The 25,919-nt window shown below is 71.1% G+C and carries 21 protein-coding genes and 1 pseudogene; 9 read left to right on the top strand and 13 right to left on the bottom strand.

Annotation, left to right across the window (positions count from 1 at the left end; genetic code table 11):
• Positions 1 to 33 precede the first annotated feature (33 nt).
• Positions 34 to 1,443 (top strand): RICIN domain-containing protein, encoded by a 1,410-nt coding sequence (locus KVT45_RS12515; protein ID WP_217546919.1) that lies wholly within the window; start codon positions 34 to 36, stop codon positions 1,441 to 1,443.
• An 18-nt stretch (positions 1,444 to 1,461) separates the two neighbouring features.
• Here KVT45_RS12515 and KVT45_RS12510 read toward each other — a convergent pair whose 3' ends face one another.
• The gene (locus KVT45_RS12510) at positions 1,462 to 3,141 is read right to left on the bottom strand and encodes a rhamnogalacturonan lyase B N-terminal domain-containing protein (protein ID WP_217546917.1); all 1,680 of its coding nucleotides are present in this window, start codon (positions 3,139 to 3,141) and stop codon (positions 1,462 to 1,464) included.
• 188 nt (positions 3,142 to 3,329) lie between these two features.
• On the opposite strand from KVT45_RS12510, the gene KVT45_RS12505 reads away from it, so the two are divergent.
• The gene (locus KVT45_RS12505) at positions 3,330 to 4,388 is read left to right on the top strand and encodes a rhamnogalacturonan acetylesterase (protein ID WP_217546915.1); all 1,059 of its coding nucleotides are present in this window, start codon (positions 3,330 to 3,332) and stop codon (positions 4,386 to 4,388) included.
• Between the two features lie 69 nt (positions 4,389 to 4,457).
• Positions 4,458 to 6,155, top strand: a complete 1,698-nt coding sequence (locus KVT45_RS12500; protein ID WP_217546913.1) for a DUF2264 domain-containing protein — start codon at positions 4,458 to 4,460, stop codon at positions 6,153 to 6,155.
• Between the two features lie 209 nt (positions 6,156 to 6,364).
• On the opposite strand, the gene KVT45_RS12495 is transcribed toward KVT45_RS12500, so the two are convergent.
• From KVT45_RS12495 to KVT45_RS12480, 4 genes are all read right to left on the bottom strand, one after another.
• The gene (locus KVT45_RS12495; RefSeq protein ID WP_217546910.1) at positions 6,365 to 7,747 is read right to left on the bottom strand and encodes a hypothetical protein; all 1,383 of its coding nucleotides are present in this window, start codon (positions 7,745 to 7,747) and stop codon (positions 6,365 to 6,367) included.
• Positions 7,748 to 7,801: 54 nt separating this feature from the next.
• Entirely contained in the window at positions 7,802 to 8,770 is a 969-nt protein-coding gene (locus tag KVT45_RS12490) for an alpha/beta hydrolase (protein ID WP_217546907.1), read from the bottom strand.
• A 234-nt stretch (positions 8,771 to 9,004) separates the two neighbouring features.
• Positions 9,005 to 9,691: an alpha/beta fold hydrolase gene (locus tag KVT45_RS12485; RefSeq protein ID WP_217546905.1), complete on the bottom strand. Its 687-nt coding sequence runs from the start codon at positions 9,689 to 9,691 to the stop codon at positions 9,005 to 9,007.
• Positions 9,684 to 10,274 (bottom strand): TetR/AcrR family transcriptional regulator, encoded by a 591-nt coding sequence (locus KVT45_RS12480; protein ID WP_217546902.1) that lies wholly within the window; start codon positions 10,272 to 10,274, stop codon positions 9,684 to 9,686. The genes KVT45_RS12485 and KVT45_RS12480 overlap by 8 nt, the downstream gene beginning before the upstream one ends.
• A 127-nt stretch (positions 10,275 to 10,401) precedes the next feature.
• On the opposite strand from KVT45_RS12480, the gene KVT45_RS12475 reads away from it, so the two are divergent.
• A complete protein-coding gene (locus KVT45_RS12475; protein ID WP_308310720.1) occupies positions 10,402 to 11,661 on the top strand; it encodes an MFS transporter in 1,260 nt (419 codons plus the stop codon).
• Positions 11,662 to 11,673: 12 nt separating this feature from the next.
• On the opposite strand, the gene KVT45_RS12470 is transcribed toward KVT45_RS12475, so the two are convergent.
• From KVT45_RS12470 to KVT45_RS12450, 5 genes are all read right to left on the bottom strand, one after another.
• Positions 11,674 to 12,474 carry an ABC transporter permease gene (locus tag KVT45_RS12470; RefSeq protein ID WP_217546899.1) on the bottom strand — a complete coding sequence of 267 codons (801 nt, stop codon included), beginning with the start codon at positions 12,472 to 12,474 and terminating at the stop codon, positions 11,674 to 11,676.
• A 5-nt stretch (positions 12,475 to 12,479) separates the two neighbouring features.
• Complete coding sequence (locus KVT45_RS12465; RefSeq protein ID WP_217546897.1) at positions 12,480 to 13,286, bottom strand: ABC-2 family transporter protein; 807 nt, start codon at positions 13,284 to 13,286, stop codon at positions 12,480 to 12,482.
• On the bottom strand, positions 13,286 to 14,293 hold the full coding sequence (locus KVT45_RS12460; RefSeq protein WP_217546895.1) for an ATP-binding cassette domain-containing protein: 1,008 nt from the start codon (positions 14,291 to 14,293) through the stop codon (positions 13,286 to 13,288). Before KVT45_RS12460 ends, KVT45_RS12465 begins: the two co-directional genes overlap by 1 nt.
• Before the next feature lie 193 nt (positions 14,294 to 14,486).
• Positions 14,487 to 15,722, bottom strand: a complete 1,236-nt coding sequence (locus KVT45_RS12455) for an ROK family transcriptional regulator (RefSeq protein WP_217546893.1) — start codon at positions 15,720 to 15,722, stop codon at positions 14,487 to 14,489.
• A 68-nt stretch (positions 15,723 to 15,790) separates the two neighbouring features.
• A complete protein-coding gene (locus KVT45_RS12450) occupies positions 15,791 to 17,044 on the bottom strand; it encodes an FAD-binding protein (protein ID WP_217546892.1) in 1,254 nt (417 codons plus the stop codon).
• 163 nt (positions 17,045 to 17,207) lie between these two features.
• On the opposite strand from KVT45_RS12450, the gene KVT45_RS12445 reads away from it, so the two are divergent.
• From KVT45_RS12445 to KVT45_RS12425, 5 genes are all read left to right on the top strand, one after another.
• The gene (locus tag KVT45_RS12445) at positions 17,208 to 18,215 is read left to right on the top strand and encodes a hydroxyacid dehydrogenase (protein ID WP_217546890.1); all 1,008 of its coding nucleotides are present in this window, start codon (positions 17,208 to 17,210) and stop codon (positions 18,213 to 18,215) included.
• Between the two features lie 71 nt (positions 18,216 to 18,286).
• A complete protein-coding gene (locus KVT45_RS12440; protein ID WP_308310712.1) occupies positions 18,287 to 19,354 on the top strand; it encodes a LacI family DNA-binding transcriptional regulator in 1,068 nt (355 codons plus the stop codon).
• A 101-nt stretch (positions 19,355 to 19,455) separates the two neighbouring features.
• A complete protein-coding gene (locus KVT45_RS12435; RefSeq protein ID WP_217546886.1) occupies positions 19,456 to 20,130 on the top strand; it encodes a pyridoxamine 5'-phosphate oxidase family protein in 675 nt (224 codons plus the stop codon).
• A 58-nt stretch (positions 20,131 to 20,188) separates the two neighbouring features.
• On the top strand, positions 20,189 to 21,508 hold the full coding sequence (locus tag KVT45_RS12430) for a radical SAM protein (protein WP_217546884.1): 1,320 nt from the start codon (positions 20,189 to 20,191) through the stop codon (positions 21,506 to 21,508).
• 459 nt (positions 21,509 to 21,967) lie between these two features.
• On the top strand, positions 21,968 to 23,470 hold the full coding sequence (locus KVT45_RS12425; RefSeq protein ID WP_217546883.1) for a cellulose-binding domain-containing protein: 1,503 nt from the start codon (positions 21,968 to 21,970) through the stop codon (positions 23,468 to 23,470).
• 121 nt (positions 23,471 to 23,591) lie between these two features.
• Here KVT45_RS12425 and KVT45_RS12420 read toward each other — a convergent pair whose 3' ends face one another.
• The 3 genes and pseudogenes from KVT45_RS12420 to KVT45_RS58065 form a co-directional block, all read right to left on the bottom strand.
• Positions 23,592 to 24,596: an ABC transporter substrate-binding protein gene (locus KVT45_RS12420; RefSeq protein WP_217546881.1), complete on the bottom strand. Its 1,005-nt coding sequence runs from the start codon at positions 24,594 to 24,596 to the stop codon at positions 23,592 to 23,594.
• Positions 24,597 to 24,721: 125 nt separating this feature from the next.
• Positions 24,722 to 25,756: an ABC transporter permease gene (locus tag KVT45_RS12415; RefSeq protein ID WP_254646692.1), complete on the bottom strand. Its 1,035-nt coding sequence runs from the start codon at positions 25,754 to 25,756 to the stop codon at positions 24,722 to 24,724.
• A pseudogene (locus tag KVT45_RS58065) lies at positions 25,753 to 25,919 on the bottom strand (sugar ABC transporter ATP-binding protein); the annotation flags it as partial. The pseudogene KVT45_RS58065 and the gene KVT45_RS12415, both read right to left, overlap by 4 nt.

Raw genomic sequence — 25,919 nt, 5'->3', positions numbered from 1 at the left:
ACAGGTTCCCTTCCCCCAAGGAGCGTGTGTGAGATGAGACGTGCGTACGCGATCCTGCTGTCCCTCTGTCTGGCGGTGATCGGCGCCCTGGCCACCGCGGGACCGGCCGCGGCCGCCTCCCAGACGGTCACCAACGGCACCCAGTTCACCGACACTTCGGGGAACATCGTCCACGCCCACGGCGGCGGGGTCATCAAGGTCGGCAGCTACTACTACTGGTTCGGCGAGGACCGCAACTCCGACAACACCTTCAAGTACGTGGACGCCTACCGCTCCACCGACCTGAAGACCTGGGAGTTCCGCAACCACGTCCTCACCCAGTCCTCCGCCTCCGAGCTCGGCACCGCCTACATCGAGCGTCCGAAGGTCATCTACAACGCCTCCACCGGCAAGTTCGTGATGTGGATGCACAAGGAGAACGGCGTCGACTACAGCGAGGCCAAGGCCGCGGTCGCCGTCTCCGACACCGTCGACGGGAACTACACCTACCAGGGCAGCTTCCAGCCGCTCGGCCAGTACATGTCCCGGGACATCACCACCTTCGTCGACACCGACGGCACGGCCTACATGGTCTCGGCGGCCAACGAGAACTACGACCTGCAGATCTACAAGCTCACCGCCGACTACACCGCCATCGACAGCCTGGTCGCCAACCCCTGGGCCGGCGGCCACCGCGAGGCCCCGGCGCTCTTCAAGCGCAACGGCGTCTACTTCATGCTCACTTCGGGCGCGACCGGCTGGAGCGCCAACCAGCAGGAGTACGCCACCGCGACCTCCCTCGCCGGCCCCTGGACCTCCTGGACCAACGTCGGCGACTCCACGGCCTACAACTCCCAGACCGCGTACGTCCTCCCGGTCACCGGCACGTCCGGCACCTCGTACCTCTACATGGGCGACCGCTGGGGCAACTCCTTCGGCGGCACGGTCAACGACTCCCGGTACGTCTGGCTGCCGTTGACCTTCCCGACCTCCACCTCGATGTCGATGTCCTGGTACCCGGAGGTCTCCGTCGACACGGCCGCCGGCACGGTGAGCGGGACCAGTGCCACGTACAACACCCTGATCGCCCGGAACAGCAGCAAGTGCGCCGACGTCCCCAACCAGTCCCTCTGGGAGGCCGTCGCGATCAGCCAGTACACCTGCAACAGCGGCACCAACCAGAAGTGGTGGTTCAAGGACCTGGGCACCGGCTACTACGAACTGATGGGCCGGGGCAGCTCGCTGTGCCTCCAGGAGAACTCCAGCAGCGTCACCCAGGAGGACTGCACCGGCGCCACGGCCCAGCAGTGGTCGGTCGTCACCTCCGGCTCCTACGTCAACATCAAGGCCCGTACCAGCGGTGAGTGCCTGGATGTGAACGGCGCGTCCACCGCCAACTCGGCCGCGATCATCACGTACACCTGCAACAGCGGCACGAACCAGCAGTGGACGCGCGGGACTTGATGATGAATCAGGGTCGGTTCAGGCCAGCAGGTCGATCGCGTCGATCGCGGTGCCGGCGCTGAGGTAGGCCGTCGTCCCCGAGCCGCTCGCCACGTAGATCTTCAGCGTGTTGTAGGCGCTGGTGTCCGTCAGCCAGGCGGACGCCGGAACGCTGTAGGTGAACGTGTAGTTGTTGCCCCGGTACGAGCCCACGGTCAGTGACCGGGTGCTCGGCTGGGTGGGCGGGGAGGGGACGGCGGAGGTCCAGGTGTCGTTGACGACGACCTGCGGCCGGCCGTTCGCGTAGGCCGTCGTCACGCCGATCCTGAGGGTGTGCGCGGCGGCGGCCTGGGCGGCCGTCAGCTTGAAGTAGACGACGATCCCGCTGTTGACGTCCTTCCACAGGTAGCAGGGAAAGGCCGAGGTCTCGGTGCCGCTGCCGATGATCACGTTCCCGGTCCAGGCGGCGGCCCGTACGTCGGACGGATGCGCGTACGTCATCAGGTCGGCGTTCTTGAACCCGCCCGGAGTGCCGTCCCAGTTGTTGATCCGCCAGATCGCGGACGCGTTGCTGGGATCGTTGGAGGACGGCACGGCGATGGTGTTCAGGGTGGTGGTCGCACCGGCGGAGACGCTCACCGAGCCGGTGTAGACGGCCAGTTCGCCCTTGAAGACGGTGAGGGTGTACGTGCCGGGCAACACGCCCGCGACCGAGAAGTAGCCGTCCGACGAGCGCGCCGAACCCCAGTACTGCGCCGCCGAGTTGGCGAGCCCCACGGTGTACGCGTACGCCGTGTCCCGCCCCGTGATGCCGACGCCGGCCACCCGCCCGCGCCCGCTCGCCGACACGTACCCGGAGATGCCGAGCGAGTCCGCCCAGGACGTGGTGAGGGTGCCCGGGTACAGGGACGAGGAGGGTGCGCCGCCGTCCGTGAGGGCGATGACGTACGGGCCCTGGAGGCCGTAGCGCTCCGACTCGGTCTGGTTCTCGCCGTAGTACAGGATCTCGTACAGCCCGCCGCCGTCGGCACTCTGGTGGCGCAGCAGCGAGCGGTAGAACGGGCCGCCGGAGGCCTTCTCGTGGTTGCTGCGCACGATCCACAGGCCGACGCTGCCGGTCGTCCAGCCGATGTAGCTGTAGTCCATCACCCGCAGCTTCGAGTAGTGCTTGGCGCGGGTCTGGCCGTCGGACTTCTCGAAGACGTCCGCCGACTCGATCACGGTGGGCGCGTAGGTGTAGGAGTCCGGCTCGTCGTTGAGGAACAGGCCGGCCTTGACGCGCACGATGTACCGGGTGGCGGTGACGGACGAGTCGGCCTTGTTGGTCCAGAGGTAGACGTTGTTCTCGCCGCTGCGGGCCGCGTAGTAGTGCTTCAGCGTGCCGTACGCGACCGAGATCAGGATCGTGGTGCCGGACTGGGCGATGGTCACCGTGGAGGTGCCGAGGCCCGACTCGACGTGCGAGTTCTTTCCGCCGTAGCCCTGGTACTCGGTGCCCTTGTAGACCAGCGAGGTCAGGTCGCCGTTGGTCTTGCTGACCTTGAAGACCAGGCTGGCGCCGGTGTCCACGACGTAGTTGGAGCCGTCGTCCGACCAGCCGAAGCTCGCCGCCGAGGCGGTGCCGGCCAGCGGGCCGGTGAGGGCGGCGGTACCGGCGGCGGCCGCGCTGCCGAGGACGAAGGTGCGGCGTCCGAGCGGTCTCCCGGTGGATCCGGACATGGGGGTGCCTCCTTCGGTGGGGCGGGGGTGCGGGTGTTTGTGAGAGTGGCAGTTGAATCGATTTCGCGAAAGGGCTTTCGCTCCCTCGGAGTTGGCAATCTCGTGAAAACAGCCCAAGGTCTAGAAAGCGCTTGTGGATGGCGGTACGGTCCCCGCCTGGTCCTGTCACCACGACGGAGGAGTCCCGGGTGAGACGTTTCAACGGTGTTCGTGTCGCCGCGCTCGCGGCGGTCGTCCTCGGCACCTGCCTGACGGCCGCTCCCGCTGCCCAGGCCCACGACCGGCAGCCGCCCCTCGGCATCGCGAACTGCACCGCCACCGCCTGCCACTTCGACGTGCCACCGGGCGACTACGACGTGACCGTCCGGCTCGGCGGCGCCGCCGCGTCCAGCACGAGCATCAGCGGGGAGACCCGGCGCTCGCTCCTCCCGGAGACCGCCGCGGCCGCGGGCCGGCGCGTCACCCGCGGCTTCACCGTGAACGTCCGCACCCCCGAGGGCGAGCCGACGGGCCCGGACGGAACCCCGGGCCTGGACCTCGCCATCGGCGGCTCGGCCCCCGCACTCGCCGACATCCGCGTCACCCCCGCATCCCGGCACACCCGGCAGATCCTCCTGGTCGGCGACTCCACCGTCTGCGACCAGCCCGCCGACCCCTACTCCGGCTGGGGCCAGCAGCTCCCGCAGTACCTGCGCAAGGGCGTCGCCGTCGCCAACTACGCCGACTCCGGCGAAAGTACGGTGACCTATCTCCAGAACCCCCAACTCTGGGATACCGTCCAGCAGTTGATCCGCCCGGGTGATCTGGTCCTGATCCAGCTGGCGCACAACGACAAGACGACCGACGAGGCGACATACCGTGCGAACCTGGAGACACTGGTGGCGGGCGTACGGGAGAAGGGCGGGCGGCCGGTGCTGGTCACACCCATCGTGCGCCGCTGGTTCAATGCCGACGGCACGCTGAACAACGACATCGCGCTTCTGGTCAACGGGCTCGGTGTCAATCATCCTGAGGTGATCCGCTCGGTCGCCGCCGCCGAGGACGTTCCGCTGATCGACCTCACGGCGAAGACCAAGGCGCTGGTGGAGTCCCTCGGCGTGGAGGGCTCCAAGGTGCTGTACCTGTACAACGAGAAGAAGGACAACACGCACACCTCCGCGTACGGCGCCACCGTCTACGCGGGCCTGGTGCGTGATGAGCTTCTCGCCCAGCACCTGGTGCCCCGGGGCACCGTGCGGGCGGAATGAGCCCCTGGGGCGCCTCGACCGGAACCGGGGCGCCCCAGGTTCGAACGGCACGAGCGAGAGAGAGCCTTGATGCAGCTGCCTCCCGAGGACCGCCGCCGCAGCCCGCGCACCGGCTACACCCGCGCCCACTGGGAGGCCGCGGCCGACGCGCTGCTCGCCGCAGTGGAGCCGTACGCCACTCCGGACCGCGCCCTCTACCACCTCCCCGGCGACCACCAGAGCTGGTCGGGGCACCTCTCCGACGGCCTGGAGGGCTACGCCCGCACCCTGCTCCTCGCCGCCTTCCGCCGGGACGAGACCGCGCTCCAGCGGTACGCGGACGGACTCGCGGCCGGCGTGGCGGGCGTCTGGCCGCGCATCGAGGACCGCAGCCAGCCGCTGGTCGAGGCCGCCTCGGTCGCCCTCGCCCTGCGGCTGACCCGCCCGCTGCTGTGGGACCGGCTCGACGACGCCGTACGGCAACGGGCGGCGGCCTGGCTCGCCGATGCGCTGACCGCCGAACCCTGGCCCTGCAACTGGGAGTTGTTCCCGGTGACGGTCGGCGGCTTCCTGGCCGAGGTGGGCCATGAGCCCGAGGCCGCGCACAAGGCGGTCGACCACGGCCTGGCCCGCATCGAGGACTGGTACGTCGGGGACGGCTGGTACACGGACGGCGACGGCCGCAAGTTCGACTACTACAACGGCTGGGCGATGCACCTCTACCCGGTGCTGCACGCCTGGCTGGCCGACGACCAGCAGCTGCTGGACCTGTACGGCGGCCGTCTGGAACGCCATCTCGCCGACTACGCCCGCCTGTTCGGCGGTGACGGAGCCCCGATGCACCAGGGCCGCTCCCTGACGTACCGCTTCGCCACCACGGCCCCGCTGTGGCTGGGCGCGCTCACCGGCCGTACCCCCCTGTCCCCCGGGGAGACCCGGCGACTGGCCTCCGGGGCACTGCAGTACTTTCTCGACCGGGACGCGCTGGACGACCGGGGCCTGCTGACCCTCGGCTGGCACGGCCCCGACCCCGCCGTCCTGCAGGGCTATTCGGGCCCCGCCTCCCCGTACTGGGCGAGCAAGGGCTTCCTCGGACTGCTGCTCCCGCCGGACCACGAGGTGTGGACGGCGCCGGAGGAACCGGCCCCCGCGGAACGCGCCGACGCGGTCACCCCGATCGCTCCCGCCAACTGGCTTCTCCAGTCCACGAGTTCGGACGGGATCGTGCGCCTCCACAACCACGGCAGCGAGGACGTCCGCTACGACCCCTACTACACCCGCCTCGGCTACTCGACCGTGACCGGGCCCTCGGCGTCGTACGACAACAGCGTGATCGTCGGCGACGACCCGAGCCGCACCCGGATCGAGCCGCTGGGCGTGGGGGAGGGGTGGGCGGCTTCGCGGCACTCGGCCGGCGCGGGCGCCCGGGTGACCAGCGCCGTGCTCGTGCACGGGGCCGTGGAGGTGCGGGCCTTCCGGGTGACGGGGGCGGAGCCCGGGACGCCGGTGCGGGTGACCGGGTGGGCGGCACCGGAGGGGCTGCGGGCCGAACTGCTGCCCGCCGTGAACCTCGACGACGCGCTGACCGGGGTCACGGCGCAGGACGCGACCCTGTTCGTCGCGCTGAGCCGGCTCACCGGCACGGCGGACGCCGTGGCGCTGGGGGAGACGGTGACCGTACGCGCGGACGGGGACCGGGAGCTGACGGTGCTGTGGAGCGGCGGTCCCGGGCTCCGGGTCCGGTGGCAGGAGTCCGGCGTGGAGGTGGAGCACACCGCGCGGGGCTGAGCCGCTTTCGGCATCATGCGGATCCTGGCATCCTCCCTCTCCTTGAAAGAGGGGGATCCCGCCGTATCCTGCCGCGACGTCGGCTGCTTCGGCTCGGCTCCTGCGCGAGTACGTACGGCAGGCGGCCGCCCGCCATCCGGCGCAGCCCGTCGAGGCCATGCGCCGGATGGTCGAGTCGCTCGGCGCCCCGGGGAGCACGCCGTCTCCCGTCACGGGGTGAGACGGGCGATCCGCAGCGTCGTCGTGGTCGGTGACGCCCCGCTGAGCGGGGTGCCGTAGGTCGGGGTGACGGGTGCGTAGGCCCAGGTGAGGGAGGAGTCCTTGAGGACCGCGATGTCACCGGTGAACCGCGCGCTCACCACCTTGTCGGCGCTGACGAACCTGCCGTTCCAGTCGACCAGCCGCAGGTGCGTGCCCGTGAAGGTGCCGGTGCAGGTGCCGGCCGAGCACTTGGCGTTCTTCAGGGACTCCCAGGAGAGCAGGAGCTTGTCCTTGCCGTAGGGCGCGAGGTGCACGTTGACGTTCTCGACGGTCTTGGCACTGGTGAGGTAGACCGCCTTGCCGGGACCGGAGTTGCGGTTCTTCAGGAACGCGATGGCGACCTGGTGGGTGGCGGTCTTCGGGGTGACCGTCCAGCCGCGGCCGCTGCTGTCGTCCGGGTTCTTCTTCGCGGCGGCCGAGCCCCGGGAGGCGAACGCGGTCGCGTACCTGCCGGTGGACGACTTCACCAGGTCGCCGGTGCGGCCGGGGAAGGTACCACCGCAGTACCCTGCCCAGCACTGCTCCCGCTGCACGACCGGGGCCACGTCCGGGGCTCCGATGCCGGTGGAGACGAACAGACCCGAGCGCCAGTCGTCGAAGCAGAGGGAGGTGAAGGCGCCGGAGGTCTCGGCGTGCAGGGCGATGCCCTCGTTGTGGCTGCACCCCCAACTCCAGCCGCCGCTCAGCTTCTTGCCCCCCGCGCTGACGTACGACAGCTTGTCGCCGAAGTGCCCGTCGGCGAAGCCGCCGGCGCCGTGCACCACGAAGTAGGCGCCGTACTTGGAGCCGTTCCAGGTGAGCTGCCCGTCGAGGGTGGGGGAGGTGTCGTGGGAGGCGGTGCCGGTGAGCTTGGTGGTCCAGGTCCGCTTGCCGCCCGTGTAGCGCACGATCGCGGCCGCGGTCTCCTTCCACTTGTTGGTGTCGGAGACCCGGGTGAGCAGCGCGAAGCCGTTGTTGTGGGCGACCAGACCGCCCACTTCCTTCGCGCCCTTGACGACCGTGTCGGCGCCGGACCGCTTGCCGGCCGCGGTCAGCGGGGTGACGTGCACGCCGTCGGCGGCGGGCCAGGCGACGCGGAGCGTGCCGTCGGGGGCGACCGCGGTGGCGGTTCTGTTCCACTCCCGGGCGTTGTTGTAACCCGCGGAGAGGTAGGGGAACTTGGCGCCGAGACTCACCGCCGTGGACGTGACCTTCAGGCCCGGGGTCGTGGCCGCGCCGGCGGTGGCGTACCAGGCGCCGGCCAGCAGACCGCCGGCGGCGAGGAGCCCGATCGCGGGCTTGCGGTAGGCGTGGACCCGGCGGTGACGTGTGGTGCGTGGTGCAGAAGTCATGCCCTGTGGTCGCCGCCGGGTCCCGGAAGGTTGCCGTGCGTGTGGACGTCTCCGTCAGGCCTGGTCGGTTCCGACGGCATTGCGCAGGAACGTCGTGGCCTGGTCGATCGCGCCACGGGCGGCCTCGGACTTGCTGAGCGAGTTGAGCAACATGAAGTCGTGGACCGTGCCGTCGTAGCGCACCGTGGTCACCGGGACGTCGGCCGCCCGGAGCTTGGCGGCGTACGCCTCACCCTCGTCGCGCAGCACGTCGGCCTCGTCGACGATCAGCAGAGCGGGCGGCAGGCCGGAGAGCTGCTCGGCGGTGGCCTGGTTGGGAGACGCGGTGATCTCCGCGCGCTGGTCCGGGTCGGTCGTGTAGGCGTCCCAGAACCACTCCATCAGCTTCCGGCTCAGGTAGTAGCCGGTGGCGAACTGGTCGTAGGAGCCGGTGTTCATGGCCGCGTCCGTGACCGGGTAGTACATCGACTGCTGTACGAACGTGACGTCACCGCGTTCCTTGGCCATGAGGGCGAGTGCGGCCGTCATGTTCCCGCCGACCGATTCCCCGGCCACCGCCATGCGCTGTGCGTCCAGCCCCTTGGACGCTCCCTCGCGGACGATCCACTGCGCGGCGGCGTAGCCCTGCTCGATGGCCACGGGGTAGTGGGCTTCGGGTGACGGCGTGTACTCCACGAAGACCACGGCCGCGCGTGCGCCGACCGCCAGCTCCCGCACCAGGCGGTCGTGGGTGCCGGCGTTGCCCAGCACCCAGCCGCCGCCGTGCATGTACAGCACGACGGGCAGCATTCCGGTGGCGCCCTGCGGTTTGACGATGCGTACCCGCACATCGCCCACGGCGGCCGGCACGGTGACCCACTCCTCGTCGACCGGCAGCTTGTCGACCGGCGCGGCCTGGAGGTCGTCGAGGACCTTGCGCGCCGCGGCGGGATCCAGCTCGTACAGGAACGGATGGTGCGAGGTTGCTTCGGCGAGTTCCCGCGCTTCGGGTTCGAGGACGATCTTGGCGGTCTGAGCAGCCATGGGAATGCTCCCTGGGGAAATCCGAGAACGGCATGATCGGGAAGTCCGGGAAGGGCATGGCGCCGAGCGCACAAGGCTGACGAGCGTCGCGATGCGCCTCCGCCGTGCGGTGGCCGGCGGAGCTTGCGCCCTGGGTCAGGCCCTCGGTGATGACCTTCTCTCCACCATAGTCACGCCTCCTCCGTCGCTGCATTCCAGGTGTGCGGTCGGTCGCTCTGTGTCATCCCAGTGGTGTCACCCGGTCCCGAGCAGTGTCTCCCTGACCCGGTCGGCGAACCCGGCCGGGTCTTCGAGGACGCCGAGGTGGCCGCCGGGGAACTCCGTGAAAGCCGCGCCGGTGTGCTCGGCGACGAACTCCGCCGTGCGGTACAGGAGTTGGCCCTTCGAGTCGATTCCGGCCGCGATCGTGAGGCGGGGCAGCGCGGCCGGTGGGCTGTAGGTGGTGAAGGGGCGGAGGACGTGGGCGAGGAAGACGGCCATCGGGGACCCGGGGGCCGGGCGGGCGGCGTCGAGCTGCTCGATGAGCCCGGTGCGCAGGCGCTCGCCGTCCGGCAGCAGGGTGACGCACGGCGGCTCGTGGGCGATGACGTGCCGGAGCCGGTCCGGGTGGCGGGCCAGCAGGTCGAGGGCGGTGATACCGCCGGAGCTGGTGCCGAAGACGTACGCCGACTCGCCCTGGCCCTGCGCCAGTACCTCCTCCAGCACCCGGTGCGCGCCCGCGCTCCAGTCCCGCACCGCCTGGTCGGCTACCGGGTCGCCCAGGCGGCCGTGGGCGAGGCCCAGCGGGTCGTACGTCACGACCGTGAAGTGCGGGGCGAGGCGTTCGGTGAGCGGGCCCAGACCCATGGGGTGCCCCGCTCCGCCGGGGAGCACGAGCAGCACGGGGCCGCTGCCGGTGACGTCGTAGTACAGGTCAGACATGGTGGTCGGTCTCCTCGCGGGGCCAGTTCTCGAGTGCGATGTGCAGGGCGTCGACCGCCCGCTCCCAGGAGGCGCGGACATCGCGCGGCGCGTTGAAGCCGCCGCAGGCCTCCAGGGCGCAGTAGCCGTGGAAGGTGGCACGCAACAGGCGTACGGCGTCGGTGAGATCGGGTTCGGCCAGGCCGTAGCCGCGCAGCATGCCGTAGGTGATCTCGACGGTGCGGCGCATGGCGGGGGCGTCGGTGTCGACGAACGCGGGGTCGATACGGATCTGGGTGGCCGCGTAACGGCCGGGGTGGGCGAGGGCGTACGCCCGGTAGGCGTCGGCGTAGGCGGCCAGGGCGTCCCGTCCGGACCGCCCGGCCACGGCGACGGCGATCCGGTCGATCATCTCGCCGCCGGCCAGGAGCGCGATCCGGTGGCGCAGGTCCTGGAGGTTGCGGACGTGCGAGTAGAGACTCGCGTCCTTCACGCCGAACCGGCGGGCCAGCGCGGACAGCGAGACCTGCTCGAAGCCGACCTCGTCGGCCAGCTCGGCCGCCGCGGCGACCAGCCGGTCGGCGGTGATTCCGGCACGGGCCATGTGATGCCTCCCCTAGGATTCTTAGACAGGATCCTAGGGCCTCTAGGTTTCTGCCGTCATGCGATTTATCGCGGCGCGCCCGGCCGGGGCACCGGCATATGGTTGCCGGGTGACGGAAGGGGGAGCCGTGGCGAACGGGGCGCGGCGCGTGACGCGGGCGGCACGGCAGCGGACGGCGGACGGTCAACCGCTGTGGAGACAGCGGGACTTCGGGTTCTTCTGGCTTGCCCAGACCCTGTCCGTCCTCGGTGACTCCTTCAGCCTGATCGCGCTGCCCTTGCTGGTCCTCCAGGCGACCGGCTCGGTGGCCCGGATGGGTCTGCTCACCGGCGTCGGCGGCGCCGCGATGGTGCTGGCGGCGGTCTTCGCCGGTGTGGTCGTGGACCGGGTCGACCGTCGGAAGCTCCTCATCGCCTGCGACCTGGTCCGCATGGTCCTCTACGGGCTGGTCCCACTCGTCTGGCTCGCCGGACCGCGCCTCTGGCTGCTGTACGTGGTCCTGCCCCTGTGCGAGGCCGTCGGCATGCTCTTCGCCGTGGGATACGTCACCGTCGTCCGCGGACTCGTCGGGCCCGGCCGACTCACCGAGGCCAACGGCCGGTTGAACGCCACCGCGGCCGCGGCCGGCGTGCTGGGACCGCTCGGCGCGGGCCTGGTGGCCGCCCGGACCGGGCCCGCCGACGCGGTGGCCGTGGACGCGGCCAGCTACGCGGTCTCGGCGGCCTGTCTCCTCTTCGTGCGGGTCCGGGCGCGCGCCGCGGACGACCGGCCGGTCAAGGACACGGGTCTGTGGCAGGACCTGCGCACCGGGCTCTCGTACCTGGTCCGCCACCCCATCCTGCGCTCGCTCGCCGGTCTCCTCGCCGTGTTCAGCTTCCTCAGCCTCGGTGTCACCGACCTCGTCATCTACCACCTCAAGCACGACCTCGGCCACGACGACGGCACGGTGGGGACGGTGATGGCCGTCGGTGCGGTCGGCACGATCGCCGGGGCGCTGCTGGTCGCCCGGGTCCGGCGGCGACTGGGCTTCGGGCCCACCTGGATCGTCTCCACCGCGGTGTGCGGACTGGCCTTCGCCGGGCTCGGCCGGGCGCACACGGTCCCCGCCGTGGCCGTCCTGAGCGCGGTCTACCTGGCCTGTCTGGGCATGGCGGGCATCTGCTCCATGTCACTGCGTCAGGAGATCACCCCCGAGCCCCTCCTGGGCCGGGTCACCTCCGCCTACTGGACACTTCAGTACTCGGTCGCCCCGGTCGGCGCTGCCGTGCTCACCTGGGCCGCCGAACAGTACGGCACCGCCCGCGTGGCCGCCGTGGCCGGAGCCTGCTGCACGCTCATCGCCGTCGCCGGCCTGTGCACCCCGGTCCGCGGCGCGCGGCACGGCTGACACCCGCGAACGTCAGCCGTTCACCCCCGTGTAGTGCCCCAGCGCCCACCGCCACAGCCACCGGGAGGCCAGGTAGGCGAGCAGGCCCAGGAGGGGGGAGGCGGCGGCCAGCCAGTAGGGGGCGCCGGTGGAGTGGCCGTGGCCGGTGAGGACGGCCGCCGGGAAGTAGGCGACGAAGGCGAGCGGGAGACCGTAGGTGAGGAAGCCGCCGACCGCCCTCGGGAGGACGTTGAGCGGGTAGCTGCCGAAGGTGCCGAGGAGTTCCTCCAGCCAGCGGCCCCAGTAGTCGGCGGCCGGGAAGCGCAGGGAGGCCGAGGCGACGACAGTGAACAGTGCGGCTTCCAGGAGCATGCCGCCGAGGACCGCCGCGACCAGGTACGCGATCCGGCCCGGCGTCCAGTCCAGGTGGCTGCGGCTCAGCGCGCCCGCCATCAGGCCCACCGCCACCGTCAGGTCGCCGATCGCGTTGGTCGGGAAGAACTCCAGCTGGAGCTGGCGGTAGACCGGGAGGGGGCGGAGCAGATACGCGTCGATCTTGCCCTCCTGGATGTGCCGGCCCAGGCCGTGCACCCGGCCCAGGAAGAGCACGAACAGGCCGTGGGCGAGCATCCGGGTCGCCGGGATGAGCAGGACGTCCGAGCTGTCCCAGCCGCCCATCCCGGCGAACCGGGTCAGCAGCACGGTCGCGAACACGATCACCGACACCTGCCAGACCGCGCCGATCGCGATCATCATCAGGAACTCGGTGCGGTACTCCAGCTGGGCGCGGAAGTTGAGCTGCGTGACCCGCCAGATGATCCGTACGGCGTTCATGTGCCTCAGCCTCCCTGGGAGACGACTCGACGGGCGGCGCGCCGCCACAGGAACCGGGTGAGGAAGCGCAGCGCCACCAGCCAGGCGGCCTGGACGCCGAGCTGGAAGCCCGCGTCGGAGAGCGGGATACGGCCCACGTACAGCGACAGCGGCACGTTGAGCGTGGCCTGGAACGGCAGGAAGGAGCTGAGGACCAGGAACCAGTGCGGGAAGAACCACAGCGGCGCGTACACCCCGGACATCAGGTTCTGCGCGAAGATGAGGATCAGCAGGGCCGCCGTGTTGCGCAGCGTCCAGAAGCACAACTGGTCGATGAGCAGCATGACGTAGTGCAGGACCCACTGGCCGAGGAGGAGGCTGAGCGCGAACACCCCCGCCACGGCCGCCGACTCGGGTGGCACCACGACACCCGACGCCAGGCAGATCGCGTACCCGGTCAACGCCCAGGCCAGTCCGTAGAGTTGCTCGCCCAGGGCGCGCAGCGCGTAGTAGCGGTGCGGGGACAGCGGGCGCAGATACCAGTAGACGATCGTGCCGTAGTACATGTGCTGCGCGACCGAGTCCCGGCCCGCGTACTGGTCCAGCTCCCGCAGCCGGGAGGCGAGTACGGCCAGCACGGCGAAGGTGACCGCCTGGTCCCGGGAGAGCCCGGCGGTCGTACCGGTCTGGGCGTACAGGCCGTGCCACAGGGACGCGACCAGCACCACCTGCACGGTCAGCCGCAGCAGCGCGGCGGTGATGCGGGGCGGGGTGTACAGCTCGCCGAGCGGGGTGACCCGGGCGGCGCGCCAGGCGTAGGTCGGGGTCGTCATCACGCCGCCTCGGCCTTGGCCCCGGCCTCGGCGTAGGCCGCGCGCATCACGTCCTCCAGGTCCGCCTCGTCCACGGCCACACCGGTCACCTCGTACCGCTCGATGACCAGCTTCAGCGCCTGGTGGACGGTGGGCGCGGCCGGACCGTCCGGGCCGAACACCACCTGGGGCCCGTCATGGCTCACCAGCGCGATGCCCGGCAGCGGGCCGACCGGGGTGTGCGGGTCTGCAAGGGTCGCCCGCACCTGCCAGGTCGAGCCGAAGTCCCGGCGGACCTCGTCCAGGGTGCCGTCCAGCACCAGCCGCCCGTGGTTGACCAGCACCACCCGCTCGGCGAGCCGCTCCACCTCGGTCATGTCGTGCGTGGTCAGCAGCACGGTACGGCCGCGCTCGGCGACCTGGTACCGGAGGAACTCGCGGACCTGCTCCTTCACCACCACGTCCATGCCGATGGTCGGCTCGTCCAGGAAGACGACCGGCGGATCGTGCAGCAGGGCGGCGGCGAGGTCGCAGCGGACGCGCTGGCCGAGCGAGAGGTGCCGCACCCGGGTGTCCCAGAAGCTGGAGAGTTCGAGGAGGTCGTCGAACTCCCGCAGCCGCGCCGCGTGTTCGGTCTTCGGTACCTCGTAGATGTCCCGCAGGATCGCGAACGACTCCCGCACCGGCAGATCCCACCACAGCTGGGTCCGCTGCCCGAACACCGCACCGATGTTCCGGGCGTTGCGTTCCCGCTCCCGGTACGGCACCACACCCGCGACCCGGGCCTCGCCGGAGGTCGGGGTGAGGATGCCGGTGAGCATCTTGATGGTGGTCGACTTGCCCGCGCCGTTCGGGCCGAGCAGGGCGAGGAGTTCGCCCGGGGCGACGTCGAAGGAGATGTCGGAGACCGCGTGCTTCTCGACGCGCTCGGGGTTGACCAGGGATCGCAGGGCGCCCGCGAAACCCGGGCGCCGGACGGTGGTGTGGAAGGTGCGGGACAGGCCGCGGACCTCGATACTTCCGGCCACGCTGAGGACCCCCTCGTTCCGTGCACGGCATACGGCCGGTCGGGTTCGAGAGGCCGACCGGCCGCGGATACGCCACGACGGTCGCAGAGCGCCGAGGAGCCCGGCAATGGATTAATCGACCCGCGATTTGGACTGTTCGATCACCGGGAGGCGGGCACGTCGAGGGGCGGGACGGCCGGGTCGGCGGGGCCGGTCACCGGGAGGCGGGCACGGTGCGGCCCGTGCGGCCCCCGTTGCGCAGGCCCACCGACCGCAGCGCGCCCTCCAGGGCGAACGTGGCCGCGCCCAGGCAGACCGGGTCGGTGGGGATGGGGGAGAGGACGATCTCGGTGGCGGCGAACGGCCGACCGAGCGCGTGCCGCCGGACGGCGTCCCGCACCTCCGCCAGCAGCGGCTCGCCGAGCCGGCGGGCCACCCAGCTGCTGAGCACGACCAGTTCGGGGTTGAGCAGGTTCACCAGGTTGGCGATACCGGCGCCGATGTAACGGGCCGTGTTCCGTACGACCTCGACCGCGACGGGGTCACCGTCCGCCACGCCCCGGGCCAGCGCGTCCACGGTGGCCGTCTGGTCCTCCGGGTGCAGCAGCGGGCTCTGCGGGCTCAACTCCCGCAGGTTCAGCATGATGCCGGGGGCGCCGACGTACGTCTCGACGCAGCCGTGGTTGCCGCAGTGGCACAGCCGGCCGTCCAGCACGAGCGTCGTATGCCCCCACTCGCCGGCGCTGTTGCTGACACCCCGGTGCAGTCCGCCGCCGAGCGCCAGCCCGGCGCCGACCCCCGTTCCGAGGTTCACCACCACCGTGTCCCCGCGCCCGCGCGCCGCCCCGAACCACTGCTCGGCCACCGCGCAGGCCCGCAGCGGATTGTCCAGGTAGAGGGGATACGCGATGTGTCCGGACAGCAGGCGCAGCAACGGCACGTCGTGCCAGTCCCAGTTGGGCGCGTACTCGGCGATGCCGGTGGCCCGGTCCACCTGCCCCGGCACGCTCACCCCGACGCCCAGCACCCGCGCGCCCTCGATCCCGGCCTGCGCCACCACCGCGCCGACCGCCGCGGCCACCTGGCCCACCACCTGCTCCGGCCGGTTCTCGCCGGGGCGCACGTCCTCCTCGGCGCGGGCCAGCACGTTCAGGGCGAGGTCGAACAGCTCGACGCGGACGTACGTCTCCGCGATGTCGACGCCGATCAGCGCGCCCCCCGACGGGTTGACCGCGACGAGTCCCCGGGGACGGCCGCCCGCGGAGTCCTCGAAGCCGACCTCCGTGATCATCCGCAGCTCCAGCAGCTCCCCGACGAGGGTGGCGACCGTGGCCAGGCTCAGCCCGGTGACGGCCGCCAGTTCCTGCCGGGAGGTGGGAGACTCGGCGATGATGTGCCGCAGCACCTCGTAGCGGTTCGCGGTGCGGATGTCACGTGATGTGTGCTTCACACGGCGCAAGGCTATGGTCTGGGAAGCGCTTTCGACAAGCCATTACATTAAGGGTTGGATTAAGTCCGTCAGTCGTGCAGGACTTCTGCCACGAAGGGGTTCGTGAACTTCCCGTCGGGGTCGAGGTCCCGGGCCAGAGCACGGAAGTCGGCGAGCCGCGGGTAGCGGCCGCGCAGCACCTCGCCGGGCACGGCGTGCACCTTGCCCCAGTGCGGCCGCGGGTCGAACGGCGCCAGCGCCTCCTCCAGCCGGCGTACCACGGGCAGCACCGTCGTCAGGTCGTCCACCCAGGTGAAGTGCAGGGCGACGGAGTCACGGCCGTGGGCGGGGCTGAGCCACTGCGGATCGGCGGCGATCGTCCGCACCTCGCAGGTCTGCAGGACGGGGGCGACCGTCTGCCGGATGCCGTCGACGGCGTGCAGGGCGTCGACGGCCGCCGCCCTCGGCAGCAGGTACTCCGACTGGAGCTCGTCCCCGCTGCTCGGCGTGAACTCCGCCCGGAAGTGCGGCAGCCGCTCGTGCCAGGGCCCCGGCACCCCGAACTGCTGGGTGCAGTTGCCCGCCGGCATGCCCGGCACCGGGTGCATCGCCTCGGTCGCGGGCGCGGCCCACCCGAAGTCCACGGCCGGCCGGTCGGTGCGCCGCTTCACCCACACCTGCCGGAAGCCGGGCTCCCGCCAGTCGGTGAACAGGCTCACGCTGTAGGCGGCCCCGGACACCGCTGCGAAGTCCAGGCCGTCCAGCGGCAGTTCGGTGTATACAGTCTGCGCCATGTCATATGCCGCCTCCAGGTCCAGGGTGAGAGCGGTGACGGCACCCAGCGCACCCAGCGAGGTCACCGCGCCGTCGAAGCGGGCGTCGCCCCGCGCGATGGTGACCGTGGAGCCGTCGGCGAGGACCAGTTCCACCTCCCGTACGGGCGCCGCGAGCGACCCGTTGGCCACGCCCGAGCCATGGGTGCCGGTGGCGACCGAGCCGGCCACCGAGATGTGCGGCAGCGAGGCCATGTTGGGCAGCGCGAGGCCTCGCGCATGCACCGCGCGGGCCAGTTCGGCGTAGCGCACCCCGCCCGCGACCCGGACCGTACGGGCCGCCGTGTCCACCTCGACGGCCGGCGGCAGCCCGGCGATCGAGACCAGCACGCCCTCCGGGCCCGGGTCGGCGATGCGGTTGAAGGAGTGCCCGCTGCCCAGCACCCGTACCCGCGCACTGCCGGCCACCAGCGACCGGAGCTCGTCGAGCGAGTCCGGGCGGTGGAACTCCTTGGCGGTGTAGGTGATGTTGCGCGCCCAGTTGGTGACCGTCTGCGCCGGATCCGTCATCTCTGCCGTCCCATTTCTATCGTTCTCCGGGGGAGCGTCCGTCGTTCTCCGGGAAGTGTCCGTCTCCTCCGGGGAGTGCCTGTCCATTGACCCTCTCATTCGCCGAGACCTACGGTAGAGACCGGTTGCTATCCGCGCGTCACCGAGCCGGAAGGTCACTTCCTTGCCCGAGCGTCCCCAGGCACTGTTCGCCATGACGGCCCAGAACGTGCCGCACATCTTTCCGCCGGAGGTGCTCGCGCGACTGTGCGAGTACGTAGAAATCGATCCCACTCTGGTGGCGCACGACTTCACCGATCCCCGGGTACGGGAGACGCTCGCCCGCACCGAGGTCCTGGTCACCGGCTGGGGCTGCCCGGTCCTGGACGCGGCCGCCCTGGACGCGGCGCCGAAACTGCGGGCGGTGCTGCACGCGGCCGGCTCGGTCAAGGGCTTCACCACGCCCGAGGTGTGGCGGCGGGGCATCGCCGTCTCCTCGGCCGCCGCCGCCAACGCGCTGCCGGTCGCCGAGTACACCCTCGCGATGATCCTGCTCGCCGGGAAGGACGTCTTCGCCTTCCGCGACCTGCTGCGCACCCGCCGCACCTTCCCGTACGGCGACATCGTCCCCGGCATCGGCAACTTCCACCGCCGCGTCGGCATCGTCGGCGCCTCCCGCATCGGCCGCCGGCTCCTCGAACTGCTGCGCCCGTACGACCTGTCGGTCGGCCTCGCCGACCCCTACGTGGACGAGGCGGAGGCCGCCCGGCTCGGCGTCCCCCTGCTGCCGTTGGACGAGCTGCTGCGCACCTCGGACATCGTCACCGTGCACGCCCCCCAGACCCCGGAGACCCGGCATCTCCTCGGCGCCCGCGAACTCGCCCTGATGCCGGCCGGATCGGTGCTGATCAACACCGCGCGCGGCTCCCTCCTCGACCACGACGCCCTGATCGAGGAGCTGCGCACCGGCCGCCTGACCGCGATCCTCGACGTGACCGACCCCGAGCCGCTGCCCCCCGACTCCCCCCTCTTCGACCTCCCCAACGCCTTCCTCACCCCGCACCTGGCCGGCTCGCAGGGCAACGAGGTGGCGAGGCTCGGACTCACCGTCGTGGAGGAGGCCGGACGGCTGCTGACCGGAGACGGTCTGCTGTACGCCATCGACCACTCGGTCCTGGAGCGGGCCGCGTGACGGGCCGTCCGCCGGGCGCCTCCGGCCGTCTCGTAGGGTGACCTGAACACATGACGAAGGGGAGCCGAGCGGTGGCGAAGAGGACGCAGCCGGCGCTGAACGGGGACGCCTCGACGGTACGGGACGTGGCCGCGCGGGCCGGCGTCTCCGCGTCGACCGTCTCCCGGGTCCTCGGCGGCACCTACCCGGTCGCCGCCGCCACCCGGACCAAGGTCCTCAAGGCGATGCGCGAGCTGGACTACGTGGTCAACGCGCACGCCCGCGCGCTCGGCGGCGCCACCAACAAGACCGTCGCCTTCGTCGTGGACGACGTCACCGGCCCCTTCTACGCGCACATCGCCCGCGGGGTCGAGGAGCAGGCCTCGGCGGAGGGCCGGCTGTGCATGCTCTGCACCACGCACGGCGACCCGCGGCGCATCCTCGCCGTCGTGGAGACCATGCGGGAGCAGCGGGCCGACGCGGTGATCGTGGTGGGCGGCGCCCTGCAGGACAAGGCCTACCACGACCGCATGACCCACTTCGCGCACGCCCTGGACCGGTCCGGCTCCCGGCTGGTCCTCGTCGGCCGCCCGCCGCTCGGCCCCGGTGTCCCGGCCACGGTCGTCGACTACGACAACGAGGGCGGCGCCTTCGCCCTCACCAGCCACCTCCTCTCCGGCGGCCACCGGCGCGTCGCCTACCTGGGCCGGGTCCCCGGCCTGTCCACCAGCGCCCAGCGCATCGCCGGCTTCACCCGTGCCCACGAACTCCTCGGCCTCGCCCCCGACCCGGCCCTGATCCTCGACGGCGTCTTCTCCCGCTCCTACGGCTACCAGGCGACCCGTGAACTCCTCACCTCCGGGCGGGAGTTCACGGCGGTCTTCGCGGCCACCGACATGATCGCCACGGGCGTGATCCAGGCGATACGGGAGTCCGGCCGCCGTATCCCCGACGACATCGCGGTGGCCGGCTACGACGACATCCCGGTCGCCCGTGACGTCTACCCGACGCTCACCACGGTCCACGTGCCCCAGGAGGAACTGGGCCGCGCCGCCGTCCGCCTCGCGCTGCACCGCGACGAGCTCCCGGACGGCCAGCATCTGGTGCTGGGGACGCATGTGGTGCTGCGGGAATCGACGCGGCGGTCCGCCGGCGGCTGAGCGACCGGAGCGATCTGCTGATTTCGTTGCTTCGCGTGCCGTCGGTTGCTGTGATCGGCAATGCTGTGGCCATTTCCCTGCGGTATCGGTAGCGTGCGGGCATGGCCCCTGAATCGCTGTCCCCACGCCTTCCCGTGACCGGCCGCACCCGCCATCGCCGGCTGCGCGAGCAGGGCAGTCTCGACCGGGCCGAGCTGGAGGCGATTCTCGACGCCGGGTTCGTCTGCCATCTGGGGGTGGTGGTCGAGGGGCGCCCGCTGGTCGTGCCGACGGTGTACGGGCGGGACGAGCGGCAGCTCTATCTGCACGGCTCGGTCGCCAGCCGCAGCCTCGCCGGCGGGACCCCGGTGTGTGTCACCGTGACGCACGTCGACGGCCTGGTGCTGGCGCGGTCCGTCTTCGAGCACGGCGTCAACTACCGCAGCGCGGTGGTCCACGGCACCGCCCGCAAGGTGACCGACCCCGAGGAGAAGCTGGCGGGCCTGCGCCTTCTCTCCGAACACGCGGCCCCGGGCCAGTGGTCGTACGCCCGCCGCCCGAACCGCAGGGAGCTGGCTGCCACCACCCTCCTCGCCCTCTCCCTGGAGGAGGCCTCCGTGAAGATCCGTACCGGACCGCCGGACGACGGTGACGGACCGGACGCGGAGCTGGGGCTGTGGGCCGGCGTCCTGCCGCTCACCTCGGCCTGGGGGACACCGGTGACGGATCCCGCACTGGCCCCTAACACCCCCGTACCGGGGCATATTGCGCGCCGTGAGGGGACCCGGCACGGCTGACGCCCGAGCATGGGCATAACGTGAGGAGTCGAACGCCTGAGCCGGGAGGAGACACGGGATGGGCAGCCGTACCGCGCTGGTCGAAGATCTGATGGAGAGGTTCCCGCACGTACCACGGGAAGCCGTCTTCAAGGAGGACCTGCTCCGGGGCGGTGTGGCCTTCGACCCCTCCGCCCTGAGCGACAACGAGAGCGGCGAGGTCAAGCCGAAGTCGTACTTCATCTTCTCCTTCGACCACGGCACCCTGCCCGAGCTGGGCGAGGCCGCGCTGCGCCGGCCCCCGGAGGAGATCATCCTCACCGGCGGGCCGTACGACCTGCGCCGGACCGTGGTGTCGGTGCGGGTGAACCCCACCTCGCCGTACCGCGTGGCCGCCGACGACGAGGGCATGCTGGGCCTCTACCTCGACGGGAAGCGGATCGCCGACGTCGGCGTGCCGCCGATGCCGGAGTACTACCGGCACAAGCTCTCCAACGGAAAGTCCGTGATGGAGGTCGCCCCGACCATCCAGTGGGGCTACCTGATCTACCTCACCGTCTTCCGGGTCTGCCAGTACTTCGGCGCCAAGGAGGAGTGCCAGTACTGCGACATCAACCACAACTGGCGCCAGCACAAGGCGGCCGGGCGGCCGTACACGGGTGTGAAGGACGTCGAGGAGGTCCTCGAAGCCCTGGAGATCATCGACCGCTACGACACGGCGAAGGCGTCCACCGCCTACACGCTGACCGGCGGTGCGATCACCAAGACCGTCGCCGGGCGGGACGAGGCCGACTTCTACGGGCACTACGCCAAGGCCATCGAGGAGCGGTTCCCGGGGCGCTGGATCGGCAAGGTCGTCGCGCAGGCGCTGCCGCGGGACGACGTGCAGCGGTTCAAGGACTACGGCGTGCAGATCTACCACCCCAACTTCGAGGTGTGGGACGAGTACCTCTTCAAGATGTACTGCCCGGGCAAGGAGCGGTACGTCGGCCGGGACGAGTGGCACAAGCGGATCCTGGACTCGGCCGAGATCTTCGGCGCGCGGAACGTGATCCCCAACTTCGTGGCCGGTGTGGAGATGGCCGAGCCGTTCGGGTTCAAGACCGTCGACGAGGCGATCGCGTCGACCACCGAGGGGCTGCGCTTCTTCATGTCGCACGGCATCACGCCCCGCTTCACCACCTGGTGCCCGGAGCCGACCACCCCGCTCGGCAAGGCCAACCCGCAGGGCGCCCCGCTGGAGTACCACATCCGGCTGCTGCAGGCCTACCGCCAGACGATGGAGGACTTCGGCCTCTCCTCCCCGCCCGGTTACGGCGAGCCCGGACCCGGCCGTGCCGTCTTCTCCGTCAGCTCCTTCATGGACAGCCTGCCCGCTCAGGAGCCGACGAAGGTGTGACTCCCGGCGGCCCGCCGCAAGTGACTGACGAGAACGGTGAGTCGAAACGCGGTCGCTGTCCGTACTAGGGGCCGGAGTTGTGGACCACGGTGGACACGAACGCGTTCTCCGGCCGGGCTACGATCCACGGCCAGGTGCCCGCTTCGGCCGTCAGCGTCTGTCCGGTACGGTGACCGCGATCCCCGCGCGCGGTCCGCGTACCCGGTGCGGGCGCTCGACGCGCGGGGGCGGGTGGCGGCCGGGGAGCGGTCGGACAGCTGGGCGCAGCGGTTGACGTGACGCCGGGGACCGGTGGTATGGGCGACGGGGAGAATCCGTGGCACGACCACCGGTAGCCGGTTTTGAATATGCCGCTTGTCAGTTGTGCAGGAGACGTGAAAAACTCGGGCCCGCCGCGAGGTTCCCCCCAACTCCGTTGCCGATACGGTGAGTTGACCTCGCTTTGGATGCAGGAGACCCATGCCCGACCTGCCGACCCCTCAGGACGCCGCCGAGGCAGCGCTGTTCTCCGAATGCTGGGACGCGGTGCTCTCCTATGCCGACCTGTGCACGTCCGGCTCTCTGACGGCCAATCAACTGGCCACCGAGGCCTTCACGCTCGGTATGCGTGAAGCCCGTGAAGCGGACTTCGCTCCGGTCCGCAGCTCCGGACGGCGCGCCGCCCGGCTGCCGATGATCCCCTTGCTGCTCACCGCCGTGCGCAACACGGCGGCCGCCTGGGAGGCCGAAGGGCTCGGGCACCAGCTCGACCCGGACCTGCGGCTGTGGCTCAACTCCGAGAAGGCCGCGCGCTACACGGGGCTGCCGTTGCAGCGGCCCGTCGCGCTGCGCGGCCTGAGGGACATGCAGGAGGCGGACGCCGAACTGCTGTGGCTGGCCGAGGTGGAGGCGTTGCCGCTGTCCTCCGTGGCACGCCGGCTCGGTCTCGACCCGGTGGTCGTCGCACAGGAGCTTGAGCAGGTGCGCGGACTCTTCCGCGACCGCTGCCACCGCGCCCACCTCGACACGCCGATGGCCGCCGAGTGCCGCAGCTACGCCCGGCTCCTCGACGCGGTCACGCGGTCCTCCTCCGCCGACACGCCCGAGGACCTCTCCCGGCACCTCGCCACCTGCGTGCAGTGCGCCGAGGCCGCCGCCTGTCTGCGGCTGCACGGCGGCGGACTGCCCGCGGCACTCGCCGGCGGGGTCATCGGCTGGGGCGGCCTCGCCTACCTGGAGCGCCGCCGCCGCGCCGCCGAGGTACGGCTCGGCGCGGGCCGCCCGGTCGGCGCCGACCACGACGGCGGCGACCCCAAGGAGGGCAGCGGCCGGGGCAAGGTGCTGCGGCACGGTCTGCTCGGCGCGGCGGTGATGATCTCGCTGGTGGCGCTCGGCGTGTCGATGATGCCGATGGGCGGCGGTTCCGGCGACGACACGGCCTCCGCCTCCCAGGACGACCGGCAGCCGGTCGCCGACCCCGGCTCCGTCCTCCCGTCGGCCGACCCGACCCCCACGCACACCGCCTCCGCCGCCCCCTCCGCCTCGGCCACCGCCGTCGACACTCCGGGTCACAAGAACCCCGACCCGGAGCCCCAGGGCACCTCCTCGGCCACGGCTGGCACCGGCGGCCACCACGCCACCGCCTCCGCCACTCCCACCCCCTCCGCGGCGCCCGCCGCCTGCCAGGTCTCCTACGACCTGGTCAACCAGTGGACCGACGGCTTCCAGTCCACCGTCACCGTCACCACCACCCAGGCCCTGTCCGGCTGGCGGGTCCAGTGGTCCTTCCGGGACGGCCAGAAGGTCACCCAGATGTGGGACGCGACCGTCAGCCAGAACGGCGGCGTGGTCACCGCCGACGCCGCCAACTACAACCAGTCGGTTGCCGCGAACGGCACCCTGTCCTTCGGTTTCCTCGGTACCTGGAGCGGCCAGAACTCGGCGCCGTACGCTTTCACGCTGAACGGCGAGTCCTGCTCGTAGAGCTGACCCGCCCGTACGACCGGCGGCCGGGCGGACCCAGGAGGGTGGGTCCGCCCGGCCGCTGACCGTACGTCGGACGGGTCTTCGACCAGTCGTCAGATTCGTTCTCGCGGAACTCCGTTCAGCACTGCGACTTGTAGAAGTACTTGCTGACCGACGGGTCGTTCATGTTGTCCTTGGTGATCGCCACCATGTTGGTGCCGATCGACTTGCTGACCGACTTGCCCTCGAAGGCGTTGGCGAGCTGGTCCACCGCCTGCCGGCCGATCGCCGCCGGGTCCTGGGCGACCAGCACCTGGAGGGTGCCCGACTTCAGCGAGGCGATCTCGTCCGGCTCGGCGTCGAACGCCGCCACCTTCACCGCGCCCTCCTTGCCGGCCTGCTTCAGCCCGGTGGCGATGCCCTGACCGGTGTTGGTGTTGCCCGCGAACACCCCGCCGAGGTCCGGGTGGGCGGCGAGCGTCGACTGGATCTGGGAGGCCGCGGTGGCCGGCAGGTCGTTGTCGTAGAGCGTGGGCAGCACCTTGATCTTCGGGTACTTGGCCATCTCCTCGGTGAAGCCCTTGATCCGCGCGTCGGTCGTCGACACGCCGGGCTTGACGCTGATGACGATGGCCGAGCCCTTCTCGTTCATCAGCTTGGCCAGCGCGTCGGCGGCGACCCGGCCGCCCTTCTCGTTGTCCGACGAGATCCGGGTGATGCCGATCGAGGTGTCGGTCACCGTCGTGTCCACCAGCGCCACCTTGGTGCCGGCCGACTGGATCTGCTTGAGCGACGGCGTCAGCGCGCTGGTGTCGACCGGCGAGATCAGCAGCCCGTCGGGCCGGGAGGCGGCCGTCGAGTCGAGCAGCGGCCGCTGCACGGACACGTCCCACTGCGCGGAACCGTCGGCCGTGAAGTCCATCCCCTTGGCCTTGGCCTCCTCCTGCGCGGCACAGGTCATGGTGATGTAGAAGGGGTCGCTCTTCACCCCGGTGATCAGCCGGACCTTCTTGCCCTTGGCGCTGCCCGAACTACCCGAGCCGCCACCGTCGTCCGACGATCCGCACGCCGAGGCCCCCGCGCCGAGGGCCAGAACCGTGCCCACCGCGACCAGCAACCGGCGCCTGCTGCGAATGCTCCTCATCACGGAGTCCTCCCTAGTCACGAGCGATTCAGTAGTCACGAGCGATCCCGTCACGGGCGATCCCGTCACGGGCGATCCCGTCACGGGCGATCCCGTCACGGGCGATCCCGTCACGAGCCATCCGGTCATGCGCGTTCCCGGGTCTTCCTGCGCAGCTGGTCGATGTAGACGGCCACGACCAGCACCACACCCACCGCCACGTCCTGCCAGTACTGCTGGACGCCGATCACGATCAGCCCGGTGGTCAGCACCGCCGGGATGAACACACCGATCACCGTGCCCAGCACCGAACCCCGCCCGCCGAACAGGCTGGTACCGCCGAGGACCACCGCGGTGATCACCTTGAGGTTGTCGGTGGAGTGCCCGGCGATCGACGTCGTGCCGTACGAGGCCAGCCACATCACCGCGCCGAGCCCGGCCAGCAGCCCCATCAGGCCGTAGACCTTGACCAGTTGCCGGCCCACCGGAATACCCGCCCGCCGTACGGCAGTGGGGTTCGAACCGATCGCGAGGGTGTGCTCGCCGAACCGGGTGCCGGCCAGCACCGCGCCGAAGACCGCGGTCACCACGGCCGCCAGGATCACCATCCAGGGGATACCGAGCACCTTGCCGAAACCGAGGCTGTTCTGCAGATGCGTGGAGGACGCCCCGGCCGGGTCCTGGCCGCCGGTGGCGAGTTCGGCGATGCCCAGCGCCGCGCCGAGCCCGCCCAGCGTCACGATCAGCGGCGGCACCTTGCCGGTCGCCACCACGGCGCCCTGCAGCGCGCCCCACGCCGTGCCCACCGCCAGCGCGATGACGACACAGAACGCCACCGTGCCCCAGCCCGAAGTCGCCCCGCCGTGATGGATGTTGTACTCACCCGCCGCCACCGCGGCCAGCACCAGCACCGAGCCGATCCACAGATCGATGCCCGCCGTGATGATCACGAACGTCATGCCGACACCGAGCACCAGATAGATGGCCGCGTTCACGGCGATCTGGGTGATGTCGTACGTGGTGAAGAACTTGCCCGGCGCCGCGATGGTGAAGAACAGGACCAGCGCCACCAGGATGACAAAGGTCCACAGTTCGTTGAGGGTTGCCGCACGGCGCACCCAGTCCGGCACCGCGGCCCGGCCGCCCACGGCCGCCGGGGCCTTCTCGCTCTGCGCCGTCATCGTGCGCCCTCCGCTTCCCCGGTCCCGTTCGGCCCGTCCAGCGAGCCGGTCATCGCCCCGACCAGCTCCTCGATCGTCGTGTCGGCGGCGGTGTACGACGCGACGCGCCGGCCCAGCCGCAGCACCTCCACCCGGTCCGCGACCCGCTTGGCGGCGGCGGCCC

The sequence above is a fragment of the Streptomyces sp. GbtcB6 genome (genome assembly GCF_019091475.1).
GTDB lineage: Bacteria > Actinomycetota > Actinomycetes > Streptomycetales > Streptomycetaceae > Streptomyces > Streptomyces hyaluromycini.
Note: the sequence above shows the minus strand (reverse complement) of the source record. Positions and strands in the feature narration are given on the sequence as shown.

Coding starts and splice junctions, on each gene's coding strand:
- KVT45_RS12480 (WP_217546902.1), bottom strand. CDS start 10,274: ATGGCCCGTGCCGGAATCACCGCCGACCGGCTGGTCGCCGCGGCGGCC.
- KVT45_RS12500 (WP_217546913.1), top strand. CDS start 4,458: ATGCAGCTGCCTCCCGAGGACCGCCGCCGCAGCCCGCGCACCGGCTAC.
- KVT45_RS12420 (WP_217546881.1), bottom strand. CDS start 24,596: ATGAGGAGCATTCGCAGCAGGCGCCGGTTGCTGGTCGCGGTGGGCACG.
- KVT45_RS12435 (WP_217546886.1), top strand. CDS start 19,456: ATGGCCCCTGAATCGCTGTCCCCACGCCTTCCCGTGACCGGCCGCACC.
- KVT45_RS12470 (WP_217546899.1), bottom strand. CDS start 12,474: ATGAACGCCGTACGGATCATCTGGCGGGTCACGCAGCTCAACTTCCGC.
- KVT45_RS12450 (WP_217546892.1), bottom strand. CDS start 17,044: ATGACGGATCCGGCGCAGACGGTCACCAACTGGGCGCGCAACATCACC.
- KVT45_RS12415 (WP_254646692.1), bottom strand. CDS start 25,756: ATGACGGCGCAGAGCGAGAAGGCCCCGGCGGCCGTGGGCGGCCGGGCC.
- KVT45_RS12485 (WP_217546905.1), bottom strand. CDS start 9,691: ATGTCTGACCTGTACTACGACGTCACCGGCAGCGGCCCCGTGCTGCTC.
- KVT45_RS12495 (WP_217546910.1), bottom strand. CDS start 7,747: ATGACTTCTGCACCACGCACCACACGTCACCGCCGGGTCCACGCCTAC.
- KVT45_RS12425 (WP_217546883.1), top strand. CDS start 21,968: ATGCCCGACCTGCCGACCCCTCAGGACGCCGCCGAGGCAGCGCTGTTC.
- KVT45_RS12430 (WP_217546884.1), top strand. CDS start 20,189: ATGGGCAGCCGTACCGCGCTGGTCGAAGATCTGATGGAGAGGTTCCCG.
- KVT45_RS12510 (WP_217546917.1), bottom strand. CDS start 3,141: ATGTCCGGATCCACCGGGAGACCGCTCGGACGCCGCACCTTCGTCCTC.
- KVT45_RS12515 (WP_217546919.1), top strand. CDS start 34: ATGAGACGTGCGTACGCGATCCTGCTGTCCCTCTGTCTGGCGGTGATC.
- KVT45_RS12490 (WP_217546907.1), bottom strand. CDS start 8,770: ATGGCTGCTCAGACCGCCAAGATCGTCCTCGAACCCGAAGCGCGGGAA.
- KVT45_RS12465 (WP_217546897.1), bottom strand. CDS start 13,286: ATGACGACCCCGACCTACGCCTGGCGCGCCGCCCGGGTCACCCCGCTC.